We start from the raw sequence: 15,033 nt of genomic DNA on the forward strand, positions 1-15,033 counted from the left end.
TGCACCTGCTTTGGTATCGTTTTGCCTGTCCAAGCTGCTCTCTGGGGTGCGGCGTCCGGGTGAAAGCGTGAGGGGCTGACGCCCCGCCTTCATCCCGACCTCTGCGTCGATAGAATTGAGAGAATGCTCGTGAAACAAGCTCTTGCCGATGCGCTGGAACAGCGCGGCTATACAGATTTGACCCCCGTTCAGGAGGCCGTGACCAAACCCGAGCTGGAGGGCGCGGATCTACTCGTCTCCGCCCAGACCGGATCGGGAAAGACGGTGGGCTTCGCGCTCGCCCTTGCTCCGACCCTGCTGGGTGAGGCTGAAACCTTCGATCAGGCGCAGGCCCCGCTGGCCCTGATCATCGCCCCGACCCGCGAGCTGGCCTTGCAGGTCAAGCGTGAGCTGGCCTGGGTGTACGAGAAGGCCAATGTGGTGATGGCGTCTTGCGTCGGCGGCATGGACATGCGCGATGAGCGTCGCGCCCTCGCCCGTGGTGCGCATATCGTCGTCGCCACGCCGGGGCGTCTGCGCGACCACATCCAGCGCGGCTCCATTGATCTGAGCGCGGCCCGTGCCGTGGTGATGGATGAGGCGGACGAGATGCTCGACCTCGGCTTTCGCGACGATCTGGAGTTCATTCTGGAGCACGCCCCCGAGGAACGCCGCACGCTGATGTTCTCCGCCACCGTGCCCAAGGCGATCGGTGAGCTGGCCAAGCGCTATCAGAAGGACGCGGTGCGCGTCACCACGCTGGCCGAACGCTCGCAGCACGCCGACATCACCTATCACGCGATGGGCGTGGGCCAGCGCGATGCCGAAAACGCCGTCATCAACGTGCTGCGCTATTATGAGGCGCCCAGCGCCATCGTCTTTGCCAATACCCGCGTCGTGGTGAACCGCCTGACGACGCGCCTGTCCAATCGCGGTTTTTCCGTCGTCTCGCTGTCGGGTGAGTTGTCGCAGAATGAGCGCAGCCATGCCCTGCAGGCGATGCGCGACGGCCGAGCGAAGGTCTGCGTGGCGACGGACGTGGCCGCGCGCGGCATCGACCTGCCCAATCTGGAACTGGTCGTGCACGCCGAACTGCCCTCGAACCATGAGACGTTGCTGCACCGCTCGGGCCGGACGGGCCGCGCCGGGCGCAAGGGCACCAGCGCCTTGATCGTCACCCCCAAGGATCGCCGCAAGGCCGAGCGCATCCTGAAATTCGCCCGCCTGAACGCCCAGTGGGGTGAGACCCCTTCCGCCGAGGCCGTGATCGCCAAGGATGAGGAGCGGATGCTGGGCTCCGACGCATGGCGCGAACCGATCCAGGAAAACGAGGCGGAGATGGTCGCGACCCTGACCTCCAGCTACGATCCCGATCAGATCGCGGCCGCCTATCTGCGCCTGTACCGCGAACGGCAGTCCGCGCCCGAGGAACTGAGCGCGGCGGGCATCGACGCGCCGCGTCAACCGCGTGAGGCCTTCGGCCCCAGCACCTGGTTCGCCATTGCGGGCGGTCGTGCCGCCGGGGCCGAGCCGCGACGCCTGTTGCCGATGCTGTGCAAGGCGGGCGACCTGACCAAGAACGATATCGGGGCGATCCGCATCCAGCAGGACCAGTCCTATGTCGAGGTGCGCCAATCCAGCGTTTCGAAATTCATGAACGCTCTGGGTTCCGGCATGACGGTCGAGGGCGGGGCCAAGGTCTCGAAACTGGACGGCGCACCGGATCTGGGCGCCCGCCCGCAACGTGCGCCGCGTCCTCCACGCCCCAAATACGACCCTGACGCCCCCCGGACCGACAGCGCCCCCCGTGCGGAGCGTGCCCCCCGCGAGGAACCGCAGGTGGCCGTGGATGCCAAGCCGACCGACTGGAACGACGCCCCCGCGCCGCGCCAGCGCAAGCCGAAGCCCGAGGAACGCCGCCGGGCCGAGGCCGCGCGCGGCAGCAAACCCGCAAAGCCGAGCGGCACCCCGGTCGGAAAACCTAACTCCAAGAAAAACAAGGCTCGCGCTGCCGCTGCCGCCGCAGAGGGCAAGCCCCCCGGCCGCCCCGGAGCGAAGTTTCGCGCAGGCGGTCCCGGCTTCAAGAAGCGCGACAAGCGCTGAATCGTGACGCCGCCCCCTCACTTCGGTGCGGGGGCGGCACACTCGATTTATTAAAGCGGCAATTCCGCGATCAGCACCGCAAAGGACGCGCCGTGCATGTCGCGATCCGCACGCGTGCCCTGAATGGCCGGGCGCGGCGCGCTGAACTTGACGACGTTCAGGTTTGCCAGATCGAAACGTTTCAGAACCCCGGGATCGACCTGCAAGGCCGCCGCCACATCCGCACTGTCCAACCCCTGACTGATCCGGGCAAAGGCATCGGGCGTGCCGCAGAACACATCCACGGTCAGCCAGAACGGGCCGGCATTCTTCGACCGGACCTTGTGGGCTATGTCCCCGACCGTGCTCATACGCCCACCTCGATCACGTCCAGATGGAAGGCTTCCATCGGATCGTCCAGCGACAGCACGTGGTTCAGGCAGAACTCATGTATCGCGCCGCGCGGCATTTCAGGGGGGGAGAACGGGAAGGCGAAGGTCGGCATTTCCTCATCCTCGCTCAGCGGATGGTGCAACAGATAGGGGTTCAGCATCTTGGCGACTTCCATCGACAATGCCTGGGTTCCGGCGGTGACGATGCCCATCACTCCGACCTCCGTCCCGGATTTTGCCGCAGTGTCGAGCGGGCCGAGCGTGGAATCCAGACCGATAACGCGCAGCTCGATCCCGAAATCGCCCTCTACGCGGGCCTTCGCCTTCGCCGTGCACTTGACCACGATGTCGTCGCACCAATTGCGGATATTCGCGACATATCGGGGATCGCGGATCAGCGCGATGCTGACCGTCTGGAACCCACTGCGACACGCGCCCTCCAGCTTCACGGTATAGGGGCCGGGCACCCAGGCGCTGCCCTCGACCCGGACGGATCGGTCGTCACAAGCGGTATAGACGGCATCGCTGACGTCGAGATATCCGCCCGGTTCGAACAGTCGGATCGGATCGCTGTTTTCATACAGCATGTGGGCGGACACGGTGTGCGGCGTGGCTCGCACCCCCTCGCCCATCGGCTGCATGGTAAAGCCGGTTTCGTCGAAATCTATCAGGATCGTCCCGGAATTGGGGTGGGTGGTCGCCAGCGCGCCACACTCCCCGATCTTGGCCCCGTGCCACGCCCCACCGGGATGGCAGCCCCGTTGCAAGGGCAATGCCGCGATGATCGCCGTGTCCGTCGTGCGCCCCGCGATGACGATATCCGCGCCGGTCTGCAAAGCGGCGGCGATCTGCTCCGCCCCGGCCAGTGCGACGATATTGGTGCAGGCATCCAGCACATCCGGGTCGAGAGCGGAAGCAGGCGGCAGGGGCGCGATGCGTCCCACCTTCAGCGCCGATTTTAGCATTTCAACATCCTGACCGCTCTTGAGCACGGCGATCTTCAGCTTGCTGTCTGTTTCGGCAGCAATCTCCCGCGTTATATCGACCAGCCAGTCCACCGCGTTGTCCGCGCCGCAGGTTCCCGCGGTTCCGATCACCAACGGCACCCCGGCCTCGGCACGTGCGGCCATCAATTCGCGCCACTCCGCCTTTGTGGAATTGCGCGAATATTTCGACGTGCCCGTGCCCAGATAATGCGGACCGCTGTCAGTGGAGCCGCCGTCGATCGCGATCACGTCGGGCCGCATCGCGATCCCACGTGCGAGGGCCGCCCGGTCATATCCCAGACCCAGCGCGCCCGATGGTATCAGAACCCGCACCATCAGTCCGTCACCGCCTGCGGTTTGCGCAGCACGCCGCGCAGGAACATCGGCGCGATGAACCCGGCGATTGCCGCGACCCACAACCCGATCGAGATCGGGCTGGAGAACAGATACGTCATGTCGCCGTCGGACAGGACCATCGCCCGGCGCAGCGCATTTTCCATGTTTCCGCCCAGCAGGATGCCCAGGATCACCGGAACCGTCGGGATATCAAGCTTGCGCAGGATATATCCCAGCCCCCCGAACCCGATCATCAGCAGCAGGTCGAAATAGCTGCCGGACAGCGAGTATATCCCGACGAAGGAGATCATCGTTACCCCCGGCAGCAGCACCCAGGCCGGGACCATCAGGATCTTCACGAAGATCTTCACCATCGGCACGTTCATCAGCAGCAGCACGAAGTTGGCGATCAGCAAGGAGGCGATGAGGCCCCAGACGACCTCCGGCCGGTCCGTGAACAGGGTCGGGCCGGGTGTGATGTTCAGCGTCATCAGCAGCGCCAGAAGCACCGCAGTCGTGCCCGACCCCGGAACGCCCAGCGTCAGCATCGGCACCAGTGCCCCGCCTGCGGCGGCGTTGTTGCCTGCCTCGGGGGCGGCGACGCCCTTGGCCACGCCGGTTCCGAACCCGCCCTTGGGTCCGGCGATGGATTTCTCGACCATGTAGGTCAGGAACGATCCCAGCGATGCGCCCGCCCCGGGCAGGATACCCGCGATGAAGCCCACACCCGAGGATCGCAGCATGGTCGGCGTCGTTTCACGAATGTCCTTCCACGGGATGCGGACCTTTTCCAGCTTCACCCCGATGGACGACCCCTTGCCGTGGCTCTCGATAAAAAAGAAGACCTCGGCGATTGCAAACAGACCCACGATGGCGACGAGGAAGTCGATCCCGTCCATCAGGTGCAGATTGCCCCCCGTCAGGCGCGGCAGGCCCGAATTGTTGTCCACACCGATCATCGCGATGCCCAGACCGATGCAGGAGGCCAGCGCGGCCTTGGCCTGATTGTTCGAGGCCATGCCCCCCAGCGTACAGAACGCCAGCAGATACAGCGCGAAATATTCGGATGGCCCGAACAGATAGGCCACGCGGGCCAGCATCGGCGCCAGCAGCATCAGGCCTATGGTCGCCAGCAGCGCCCCGACGAAGGAGGCGACGCCCGACAGGACCAGCGCATCGCCCGCCCTGCCCGCCTTGGCCATGGGATAGCCGTCCAGCGTGGTCATCAGCGCAGGCTCGTCGCCCGGAATGTTGAGCAGGATCGAGCTGATCCGCCCCCCGTACATCGCGCCGTAGTAAACCGCCGTCATCAGCACCAGCGCCTGCGTTGCGTCCAGGCCCAGCGTGAAGGTGATTGGAATCAGGATCGCCACGCCGTTCGACGGGCCCAGCCCCGGCAGTGCACCAATGATCGTGCCCAGAAAACAGCCGATAACCGCCAGCATCAACGTGTAAGGCGTCAGTGCGACCGAGAATCCCAGCGCAAGGTTGGCAAGAATGTCCATGTCAGAACAATCCCTTCGGCAGCGGGATCAGGCCGAGACCCAGCGCATAGCGAAACAGAACGAACAGCCCGACCGACAGGGCGACACCGGTAACGGCGGCCGCAACGGGCCGGGGCGATAGCTGATAGCTCAACACGCCAGCCGCGATCGCGGTGGGCACGATGAAGCCGAGAGGTTTGAGCGTGTAGGCATAGCCGACCAGAACCAGCACCGCGACGACCAGCGAAATCCATGTGCGACCTGTCGGCCATGCCGGATCGGGATCGGGGCGCACGATCATGGCCAGCGCGCTCAACGCCGCGACCGCACCCACCAGAATGGGGAAGGCTCTGGGACCGACGGGATCTGCTAGGAAACTGGTCTGGATCTGTGTGGCGCTCGCGATATAAGCGAGCGCCACGAAGAGTGCCACCAGACCGAAAATACGGTCTGAGGCCATTACTGGATCACTCCGATTTCCCGGCTGAGCGTGTTGATCTCAACCACCAGGCCATCGACATAGGACTGGAACTGATCGCCCACCATCGTGAACGGCGCCAGTCCGTTCGCGGCCATCGCCTCGGCCCACTCATCCGAATCCGCCACTTGCTGAAGCTTGTCGGCCCAGCTTGCGAATTCCTCGTCCGAGATACCGCGCGGCACGTACAGCCCGCGCCAGTTGACGGCGACGACATCATAGCCCTGCTCACGCGCGGTCGGAATATCCTCGAAGCCGGGCACGCGTTCCTCGGTCAGGACGGCCAGCACGCGGATCTCGTCTGCCTGAAGGAAGCCGACGATTTCGGACATATCGCCGGTCATGGCCTGCGTGAAACCGCCGACGGTCTGGGTGATCGCATCCGCGCCACCGTCCACACCGATATATTTCACGGCGCGGATGTCATCGAATCCGGCGCGCTGAAGGATCATCAGAGGCTTGAGGTGATCGAAGCCACCGACGGCGGATCCACCGGCAAACGCGACGGAGCCGGGATCGGCCTGAATTGCGGAAACCAGATCGTCCAGCGTCTGATACTCACTGTCGGCGGCGACGACGATCACACCCGGATCGGCACCGATGGCCCCGACGAAACGAACCTGATCGGCCGTGGCACCGGCATAGGCGTTTTGCGCCAGACGTGTCGTGGTGGCAGAGGAAGCCGCAATGATGACATCGGCATCGTCGTTCCGCTCGTTCACCACGTGGCTATAGGCCAGACCACCGCCGGCCCCGGCCATGTTGGTGACCTGCACCGGCTGATCGACCGCGCCGATATCGAACATGATCTTGCCGATCTGACGGCATGTGAAATCCCAGCCGCCGCCGGGGTTTGCGGGTGCAATGCACTCCGCCGCCGTGGCGGCAACGGGGGCTGCGAATCCCAGAACGGCACTCGCAACGAACGCCTTGAACAGACGGTTTGTCATGTGATCCTCCCATTTGACTTGGCTTATAAGAATGCCAATGCTGGACTGAGACCCCTTCAACCTGACACCAACCTGTCACGCTGGCCAAAAAGTGAACCATGCGATTCTTGCTGATCGAGGATAATGCAAAGCTGGCCAGCGCCATAGTCGAGCGGTTGCGCCTCGACGGTCATGCGGTGGATCATGCGGGAACGCTGGACGCGGCGCAGGCCTGTCTGGATGTGGCGCAATACGATCTGATGCTGCTCGACATCATGCTGCCCGACGGCGACGGGCGGGCCTTGTTGAAAAGCCAGCAGAACGTCAGCGACCGCTGCCCTGTGATCGTCATCACCGCGCGCTCCGCCGTGTCGGATCGGGTCAGCCTGCTGGACCTCGGCGCGGACGATTACATCACCAAGCCGTTCGATTTTTCCGAACTGGAGGCCCGGTGCCGCGCCGTGATGCGCCGTCAGGGCCGCGCCACCGACAACCGGATCAGCATTGGCGGCACGACCCTGGACTGCACCGCCGCCGAACTGTCGTTCGACGGGCAGACCATCGCCCTGCGCAACCGCGAGCTGCGCTTGCTCGAAGTGTTCTTCAAGGCGCCGGGCCATGTGTTTTCAAAGTCTCACCTGCTCGACCGGATGTTCTCCCTCTCGGACGAGGCTTCGGAAAACGCGATCGAGGTCTATGTCGCGCGTCTGCGCAAGCGGCTGGACGGCTCCGACACCCGGATCGAGACGGTTCGCGGCCTTGGCTACCGGATGGTCCCTGTGTGAGGGCTCCAACCGTCACCGGTTCGATCCGGCAAAGACTCTTTTTCCAACTCGCCATGGTGGCGGCAATCCTGTCGGTAGCCTTTTTCGTGATCGTGCGCAGCGTGGCGGAACAGGCCGCCGAGAGCACGCAGGACGACATCCTGTCCGCCTCCGCCACCGCTATCGCGGATTCGCTTCGTTCCGAGGGCAGCAACGTGATGCTCGACCTGCCCTATTCGGCGCTGTCGATGCTGGGCACGTTGAGCGAGGATCGCGTATTCTACCGTGTCTTTACCGGTGACGGCACGCTGACAGGCTATGACGATCTGCCACTGCCGGACCGCACGCCGCACCGGGGGCAGCCGGCCTTCGCCACGTTCGATTATCGCGGCGATCCGGTGCGCGCGGTGTCCGTCGTGCGCCCCGTGGGAACGGGCACGTCCGCGCGCGACATCATCGTCACCGTCGCACAAACCCGGCTGGGGCTGGAGCAGACCTCACGCACGATCACCACCACGGCGATGGGTGTCGGGGCCGGGTTTTTCCTGGTGGCCACGGGGTTGAGCCTGTGGGCCGCATCCGCCGCACTGGCCCCGATCGAGCGCCTGACCGGAGCGGTGGCGCGGCGCGGGCCCCATGACCTGCGGCCGGTCACGGCGGATACTCCGGCCGAACTGATGCCTCTGGTGAACGCACTCAATTCCTTCATGGCGCGTCTGCGTGCATCGCTGTTGCGCAACGAGGATTTCATCGCCGAGGCAGCTCACCGGGTCCGCACCCCGCTGGCGACGGTGCGCGCGCAGGCGGAAATCACGCATCGCAAGCTCAACAAGCCCGAACATCGACGCGCCATGAGGGAAATGATCCGCGCCATCGATGAAAGCGCCCGCTCCGCCGGGCAGATGCTGGATCACGCGATGGTCAAGTTTCGCACCGATACGCTGGCTGGCGATACGCTGGACATGCGTGCGTTGATAGGTGAGGTCTGCGACAGGCTGGGGGCGACCGCCGACCTGAAGGACATCCAGATCGTGCGCAATCTGCCGGATGAACCGATCCCCGCGCGGGGGGACGGCATCTTGCTGCAGGCGGCTTTGCAAAACCTGCTCGACAATGCGATCAAGTATTCACCCGAGGACAGCCGGATCGTCGTGCGGGTCGAACAGGGCTTCGATCTGAAAGTGTCGATTCAGGACGAGGGGCGCGGCTTCGGCGATGCCGATCTGACCCGGCTCAAGACCCGTTACACCCGTGGCACCAATGTCGGGGACATCGTCGGTTCCGGTCTGGGATTGACCATCGCGGATGAGGTCACGCGCGCCCATGGGGGGCGGCTAGAGATCGTCACAAACCAAACGGGGGTCGGTGCATGTATCTCGCTCATACTGCCCAGAATCTGATCGCGGGCCTGATCGCCGCCGCACTGCTGGCGACGCCGGTCGCGAGCTATGAGATACAGGAGCGCAGGATATATCCCGCGCAGAACGAAACCTCCGTCCTGCGGGTAATCTCCACCGCTGATCTGGACGTGTTCGATCCGATTCTGACGGCATTCCAGGCGGACAATCCCGGTGTCAGCGTCGATTATACCGTGACGGAAACTGCCGACCTGATGCAGGCGCTTTATGAGGAAGGCGCATCCTTCGATCTGGCGATCTCCTCTGCAATGGATTTGCAGACGAAGCTGGCGAATGACGGCTTCGCGCGGACCTATACCTCCCCCGCGACGGAGGCGTTGCCCGATTGGGCACGTTGGCGCGATCAGATTTTCGCCTTCACACAGGAACCCGCCGTGGTCATCGTCTCGGATGCCTTCTTCGAGGGGCAACAGCCCCCCGACAGCCGCGACGCCCTGATCGCGTTGTTGCGGGAAAGCCCGGAACGGTTTCGCGGTCGCATCGGCACCTACGATGTCCGCCGGTCGGGCTTTGGCTATATGATGGCCACGCAGGACAGTCGAAACAGTGAATCCTACTGGCGATTGATGGAGGTGATGGGACGGCTGGACGCGCAATTGTACTGCTGCTCGGGTGAGATGATCCGCGATGTCGCCAGCGGCCATCTGGCGCTGGCCTACAACGTTCTGGGCAGCTATGCGCAATCGCGGCTCGCCACGACGGACGGGTTTCGGATCGTTCAGTTTGGCGATTACGTCAACGTCATGCTGCGCACCGCGCTGATCCCGCAAACCGCCGAAAACATTGACGACGCGCAGGCCATGGTCGATTTCCTGACCCTGCTGGGCACGCGCCCCGATCTGGTCGCGCTCTCGGAACTGCCGGCAATCGCGCCGGATAGCTTTCAGACAAATACCGCCCTGCGCCCGATCCGTTTCGGCCCCGGTCTGCTGGTCTTTCTCGATCAGCTAAAGCGGGAGGCGTTCCTGCGCAACTGGGAGGATTCCCTGCTGCAAGATTGAACAGCGCCGGACGCCAGAATCGAAGCGAGATCAGGGCTGCACTCAGGTTCGGTCAGGCCGAAACAGTATTTTCGCTTCGTGTATCATTATCTCAGAAGCATCAAAGCTGTTATCGAGCGCGCCGTCATATTTGGGTTTTTCTGGGCAGACAATCTTGTCCATACCGCATTGAATGATGGCCCTCGTGCAATCGGCGCAAGGGAAGCGGTTTATATAGATCGTGCAGCCTCTCAGCGGCACACCGATCCGGGCGGCGTTATAGATCGCATTGCGTTCGGCATGTTCGAACCAGAGGAATTTCTCACCACTTACACGGTCGAAGCGGGCAGGCTCATCCGAAGCGACGCCGCGCGGCAGGCCGTTATAGCCCGTCGCGCGGATTTCATGGTCAGCCCCGACAATGACCGCGCCCACATGGAAATCGCGGTCTTCCGACCAGCGGGAAATTGTCTCGGCCAGTTGCAGAAAGCGCGCATCCCATGTGGATTGATCTGCCATGTTCAGCCCGCAAAGACATAGGAGGTTTTCACAGTGGTATAGAACTCCACCGCATAGCGCCCCTGCTCGCGCGCTCCAAAAGAAGAGCCTTTGCGACCGCCAAAGGGCACGTGATAATCCACCCCGGCGGTTGGCAGATTGACCATCACCATGCCGGCCTCGATACGGCGTTTGAACTCGCGCGCCGATTTCAGGCTGCTGGTACAGATCCCGGCAGAGAGGCCAAATTCGGTGTCATTGGCCACCGCCAGTGCCTCGTCGAAATCGGCCACTTTGATGACCGAAGCGCAGGGGCCAAAGATTTCCTCCCGGTTGATGCGCATGGAATTGTCGGTGCCGACAAACAGGGCCGGTGCTTGATAGAAGCCGGGCTTGTCGAGATCCAAGCGCTCACCGCCGATCACCTCATCCGCCTCGGATTTGGCCAACGCGATATAGTCCAGGTTCGATTTCAATTGCTTTTCGTCAACCACCGGGCCGATCTGCGTCTCGGGATCAAGCGCGTCTCCGACCTTGAGCGCCTGCATCTGCCTGGTCATCTCGGCCACGAACTCATCGTGAATACCTGCTTCGACGATCAGACGCGAAGAGGCGGTGCAGCGCTGGCCGGTGGAAAAGAAAGTGCCGTTCAGACAGGCCGGAACCGCCACGGAAAGGTCCGCGTCGTTCAGCACAACCATCGGGTTCTTGCCGCCCATTTCGAGCTGCACTTTCTTCTTCATCTTGCCGCAGACCTCGGCAATGTGATTGCCGGTCCCGACAGAGCCGGTGAAGGAGATGGCAGTGATATCGGGATGGGTAACCATGGCCTCCCCTACGGTCGAGCCGCGGCCCATAACCAGGTTAAAGACACCGGGAGGGCAACCGTTTTCCTGCAGCAGTTCGGCAATGGCATGAGAGCAGCCGGGGGTCAGATCAGCGGGTTTAAGGATAACGCAATTGCCGTAGGCCAGCGCCGGGGCGATCTTCCATGCCGGGATGGCAATGGGGAAGTTCCACGGCGTAATCAGCCCAACGATGCCCACCGGTTCGCGGGTCACTTCCACATCGACCGCCGGCCGGACCGAGGCTTGCAGATCGCCGACCTGGCGCAGCGCTTCTCCGGCAAAAAACTTGAACACCTGGCTGGCGCGCATGGTCTCGCCAATGCCTTCGGCGAGGGTCTTGCCCTCCTCGCGGGCAAGCAGGCGGCCGAACTCTTCTTTGCGGGCGGCCAGCGCATTGCCGACAGCGTCCAACAGATCGTAGCGTGCTTGCGGGGTACTGTCGGCCCAAGCGCTTTGGGCAGCCCTGGCAGCCTCTACCGCCTGTTCAACGGAACCAGCGTCGCCATAAGAGTAGCTACCGATAACGTCGTTGGTGTCAGAGGGGTTCACGTTGTCCTTGTAGTTGTCAAAGCTAACCCAAGTGCCGTTAATGAGGTTGTCGTGCTTGCCCAGGTGGGACAGGTTTTCATGTTTGGTCATATGCTTTGCTTTCTGTCTGCTGTGTCAATTGGTCAGGGCTGGCGCCGTAAGGTCGATCTGGTCCAATCGGGCCATCTGCGCATCAGTTAGGCTGGTAAAAGGCGGGAGCGTTTCCGACCAAAGGGCCGCTCCCGTTCGCCGGGCCACAAGGTATTTCACCGCCGGAATCAGCGGTTCGCTGGCAATTGCAGCCCGGATTGCGCCGATCCGCGTCAGCATCTCCGCGTCCGGTGCCGCGCACGCCTGCCAAACCTGAGCGCAAAGAGGCGCGGTCTGATTGACGCTGGCCGAGATACATCCCGCAAATCCCGATGCCGCGGCTTCGGCCAGCGAAGTTTCAGAACTGGGAAAGACCGCGAAATCCGGCATCATTGTTTTCAGGGTCCGGCAATAGGCCATATCCCCGGAACTGTCCTTGATGCCTGTAAAACGCTCCGGATAGGCGCGGTGCAGCCGTTCAATGAGGCGCGGCGACAGGGTGATCCCGGTCATCTGCGGAAAGTTGTAGAAATAGATTTCGATCCGGCGCGGCCCTAGGTCGTGGTGCAGCGTTTCGTACCAGCGAAACAGCCCGTCTTCGTCGGCGGGCTTGTAGTAATAGGGCGGCAAGACCAGTGCCACGCCGTAACCTGCCGCATCCGCATGCGCTGTCAGCGCAAAGGTTTCCGCCAGAGCGGGGGTGCCGGTGCCAACCATGAGACGGGCGGTGTCGAAGGCCTCTGCCGCCCAGGTCATGATTTCCCTGCGGGTGGCCGCGTCAAATGAGTTTGCTTCCCCGGTGGAGCCCAGCACGTTGAGCGCGTCGCAGCCGTGCTCAAGCGCCCAGCGGCAATGGTCAAGAAATGGTGCCTTTTGCGGCACGCCTTGTGCATCCACAGGCGTCGGCACGGCGGCGATGATACCTTGCATTGATAACCTCATTGATCCTGTGTTTCTGGGATATGCGCCTCATAGGCGGCGACCTCAGGGTGATCCTTGATGGGGTCGGCGCCTTTGTACCACCCGCCGGGCTCATCGACCGCGCCCGAGGCGTCGTGAAAGACTTCGGCATTTATCCGAACGAATTTCGCCTCCACGCCGGTGGCTTCGTCATCATAGCGGATTGCATCAACCGGACAGATGCTTTCGCACATGCCACATTCGATGCATTCGATCGGGTGGATGTAGAACATCCGCTCGCCTTCGTAGATGCAATCGACCGGACAGGAGGTGGTGCAGATCCCGTCTTTGACGTCGATGCATGCGCTGGTGATGATCAAAGGCATGGCCGCTTCCTTATTTGCCGCGCCAAACCGGAGCGCGTTTGTCCCGAAATGCGGCCACCCCCTCATCGGCATCCTCGGATTGAAGCGCGGCGATCAGCTGGGGTGTTTCGTGCTGATAGGCCTCATGGATCGACATATGCGCTGTCTCACGCGCAGTCGCCTTGATTGCCTTTACGCTCAGCGGGGCCGAAGCGAGGATGTCGGCGACCCAACGGTTGACCTCGGCGTCGAGATCTGCGGCAGGGACCACCGCGTTCACCAGCCCATAGCCGGCCATGTCCTGCGCCGAGACCATGCGGCCCGTCATCATCATGCCCATGGCGATATTGCGGGGAATCAAACGGGGCAGCGTGACCATGCCGCCGTCCAGCGGCAGCCGCCCCACCTTGGCCTCGGGCAGGCCAAAGCGCGCGGTGTCGGCAGCGATGAGAATGTCACAGCCCATCGCCATCTCCAGCCCCCCGCCAAGCGCCAGTCCGTTGATCCGCGCGATCACCGGGGTGGTCAGGGTGCCGCGCAGGGCGATCCGGCCAAACCCGGTTGCACTGATGTCCTTCCAGTAGTCGACACCGGACATGCTGCTGTCGTCCTTCAGGTCCGCCCCGGCCGAGAAGGCCCGATCACCACTGCCGGTCAGGACCACGCAGCGGATCTCGGGTGTGGCCTCAATCTCCTCCCATATCTCAGCCAGCCGGGTCTGAGTCGCGCTATCCATCGCGTTCATCCGGTCGGGCCGGTCGATGGTAACGCGCGCCACATGATCCTCGACGTTGAAGAGTACGCTCATCCTGCGATCCTTTCCTTCTGCCGCAGGCCAAACTCTTCGATGACCTCTTCGGTATGCTCCCCCAGACGCGGCGGCATCCGGCGAATGCCCAACGGCACGTCGCTGAGATGCACCGGCGAGCCGATAAGCTGCATCTGGCCCAGAATCGGGTGATCAATGTCGAGCAACATGCCGTTGATCTCGGTTTGCGGATCTTCCAAGGCGCTGCTTAGGGGGCGCACCGGGGCGCAGAGCAGATCCTGAGCCTCCAGACGCTCCAGCCAATAGGCTGTGGTGTTGGTAGCAAAGCGTTCGCCGAAGGTTTCTTGCAGGAACGGCTTGTTCTTACGCTGCGACGGAAGGGTCGGATATTGCGGCGACAGGTCTTCAATCTCCAACGCTTTGCAGATGTCCTGCAAGGGGTTGAGCTTGAACGCCCCCACAACAACGACAGCGCCATCGGTGGTGTCGAACACTCCGGTTAAGGGCATTGCGGCCCAGTTCAGAACCTCGCGGTGTTTGCTCCACTGCGCGGCCTCCTGCATCTGCATCGCAATCATCGAGTCGTAAAGCGAGACACTGACCTTCTGGCCCTGCCCGGTCTTTGTCCGTAACAGCAGCGCTGCCAGCACGCCCTGCACCAAATGCATACCGGCGGTGTAGTCACACAGCGTCGTCGGGTAGATCGACTTGGGGATCGACGGGTCCGACGTCTTCTCCATCACGCCGCTCATAGCCTGGGCCAGCACGTCCTGACCGCCTTTGTGCGCATAGGGGCCGGTTTCGCCAAAGCCGGTGCCCGAGGCGCAGATGATGCCCGGGTTGATCTCTCTCAGCTTGTCATAGCCAAAGCCCAACCGGTCCATCACACCGGCGCGGAAGTTATCGACCACCACATCGGCTTCACGCACAAGGTCATAGACCATCTGCTTGCCTTCCGCCGATTTGGTGTCGATCTCTACCGAACGTTTGTTGCGGTTGAGCGAGGCAAAGACGGCGTTGTTCATCGCCTCCTCACCGTCCTCACCATAAAAGTCGCGCGACAGGTCGCCTGCACCGGGTCGTTCGATCTTGATAACGTCCGCGCCAAAATCGGCCAACATCTGAGTGGCACAGGGGCCGAGCATCACTTGGGTGAAATCGATTACTCGAATGTTATCGAGGGGAAAAGTATTCTGCTTCATGGGGT

The 15,033-nt window shown here is 62.8% G+C and carries 15 protein-coding genes; 4 read left to right on the forward strand and 11 right to left on the reverse strand.

Annotated elements, in window-relative coordinates; genetic code table 11:
* Positions 1-129 precede the first annotated feature (129 nt).
* Positions 130-2,082, forward strand: coding sequence for a DEAD/DEAH box helicase (locus G8E03_RS13165; protein ID WP_166194248.1), 1,953 nt, complete (start codon positions 130-132; stop codon positions 2,080-2,082).
* A 50-nt stretch (positions 2,083-2,132) separates the two neighbouring features.
* Here the strand turns inward: G8E03_RS13165 and G8E03_RS13170 are convergent, their stop codons facing one another.
* From G8E03_RS13170 to G8E03_RS13190, 5 genes are read right to left on the reverse strand one after another with little or no spacing between them, the layout of a single operon-like run.
* Positions 2,133-2,432 carry a DUF4387 family protein gene (locus tag G8E03_RS13170; RefSeq protein ID WP_166192757.1) on the reverse strand — a complete coding sequence of 100 codons (300 nt, stop codon included), beginning with the start codon at positions 2,430-2,432 and terminating at the stop codon, positions 2,133-2,135.
* The gene (locus tag G8E03_RS13175; protein ID WP_240910360.1) at positions 2,429-3,775 is read right to left on the reverse strand and encodes an acyclic terpene utilization AtuA family protein; all 1,347 of its coding nucleotides are present in this window, start codon (positions 3,773-3,775) and stop codon (positions 2,429-2,431) included. Before G8E03_RS13175 ends, G8E03_RS13170 begins: the two co-directional genes overlap by 4 nt.
* A complete protein-coding gene (locus G8E03_RS13180) occupies positions 3,775-5,280 on the reverse strand; it encodes a tripartite tricarboxylate transporter permease (RefSeq protein ID WP_166192760.1) in 1,506 nt (501 codons plus the stop codon). Before G8E03_RS13180 ends, G8E03_RS13175 begins: the two co-directional genes overlap by 1 nt.
* A gap of 1 nt (position 5,281) precedes the next feature.
* Positions 5,282-5,719, reverse strand: coding sequence for a tripartite tricarboxylate transporter TctB family protein (locus G8E03_RS13185; protein ID WP_166192763.1), 438 nt, complete (start codon positions 5,717-5,719; stop codon positions 5,282-5,284).
* On the reverse strand, positions 5,719-6,687 hold the full coding sequence (locus G8E03_RS13190) for a Bug family tripartite tricarboxylate transporter substrate binding protein (protein WP_166192765.1): 969 nt from the start codon (positions 6,685-6,687) through the stop codon (positions 5,719-5,721). Before G8E03_RS13190 ends, G8E03_RS13185 begins: the two co-directional genes overlap by 1 nt.
* A gap of 98 nt (positions 6,688-6,785) precedes the next feature.
* Here G8E03_RS13190 and G8E03_RS13195 point away from each other — a divergent pair, with 98 nt between their 5' ends.
* The 3 genes from G8E03_RS13195 to G8E03_RS13205 are packed head-to-tail and all read left to right on the forward strand — an operon-like array spanning position 6,786 to position 9,849.
* Positions 6,786-7,451 (forward strand): response regulator transcription factor, encoded by a 666-nt coding sequence (locus G8E03_RS13195; protein WP_166192768.1) that lies wholly within the window; start codon positions 6,786-6,788, stop codon positions 7,449-7,451.
* A complete protein-coding gene (locus tag G8E03_RS13200; RefSeq protein WP_240910361.1) occupies positions 7,448-8,830 on the forward strand; it encodes a sensor histidine kinase in 1,383 nt (460 codons plus the stop codon). Before G8E03_RS13195 ends, G8E03_RS13200 begins: the two co-directional genes overlap by 4 nt.
* The gene (locus G8E03_RS13205) at positions 8,800-9,849 is read left to right on the forward strand and encodes an ABC transporter substrate-binding protein (protein ID WP_240910362.1); all 1,050 of its coding nucleotides are present in this window, start codon (positions 8,800-8,802) and stop codon (positions 9,847-9,849) included. Before G8E03_RS13200 ends, G8E03_RS13205 begins: the two co-directional genes overlap by 31 nt.
* A gap of 42 nt (positions 9,850-9,891) precedes the next feature.
* Here G8E03_RS13205 and G8E03_RS13210 read toward each other — a convergent pair whose 3' ends face one another.
* Genes G8E03_RS13210 through G8E03_RS13235 form a run of 6 tightly spaced genes read right to left on the reverse strand, consistent with a single transcriptional unit; the run spans position 9,892 to position 15,028 of the window.
* The gene (locus G8E03_RS13210) at positions 9,892-10,347 is read right to left on the reverse strand and encodes a deoxycytidylate deaminase (RefSeq protein WP_166192771.1); all 456 of its coding nucleotides are present in this window, start codon (positions 10,345-10,347) and stop codon (positions 9,892-9,894) included.
* Positions 10,348-10,349: 2 nt separating this feature from the next.
* On the reverse strand, positions 10,350-11,813 hold the full coding sequence (locus tag G8E03_RS13215; RefSeq protein WP_240910363.1) for an aldehyde dehydrogenase family protein: 1,464 nt from the start codon (positions 11,811-11,813) through the stop codon (positions 10,350-10,352).
* Between the two features lie 24 nt (positions 11,814-11,837).
* A complete protein-coding gene (locus G8E03_RS13220; RefSeq protein WP_166192774.1) occupies positions 11,838-12,722 on the reverse strand; it encodes a dihydrodipicolinate synthase family protein in 885 nt (294 codons plus the stop codon).
* An 8-nt stretch (positions 12,723-12,730) separates the two neighbouring features.
* Positions 12,731-13,078 (reverse strand): 4Fe-4S dicluster domain-containing protein, encoded by a 348-nt coding sequence (locus G8E03_RS13225; RefSeq protein ID WP_166192777.1) that lies wholly within the window; start codon positions 13,076-13,078, stop codon positions 12,731-12,733.
* Between the two features lie 10 nt (positions 13,079-13,088).
* Positions 13,089-13,865 carry an enoyl-CoA hydratase-related protein gene (locus tag G8E03_RS13230; protein WP_166192780.1) on the reverse strand — a complete coding sequence of 259 codons (777 nt, stop codon included), beginning with the start codon at positions 13,863-13,865 and terminating at the stop codon, positions 13,089-13,091.
* Complete coding sequence (locus G8E03_RS13235; protein ID WP_166192783.1) at positions 13,862-15,028, reverse strand: CaiB/BaiF CoA transferase family protein; 1,167 nt, start codon at positions 15,026-15,028, stop codon at positions 13,862-13,864. The genes G8E03_RS13230 and G8E03_RS13235 overlap by 4 nt, the downstream gene beginning before the upstream one ends.
* Between the last annotated feature and the right edge of the window lie 5 nt (positions 15,029-15,033).

Source organism: Pontivivens nitratireducens (assembly GCF_011290545.1).
Taxonomy (GTDB): domain Bacteria; phylum Pseudomonadota; class Alphaproteobacteria; order Rhodobacterales; family Rhodobacteraceae; genus Pontivivens; species Pontivivens nitratireducens.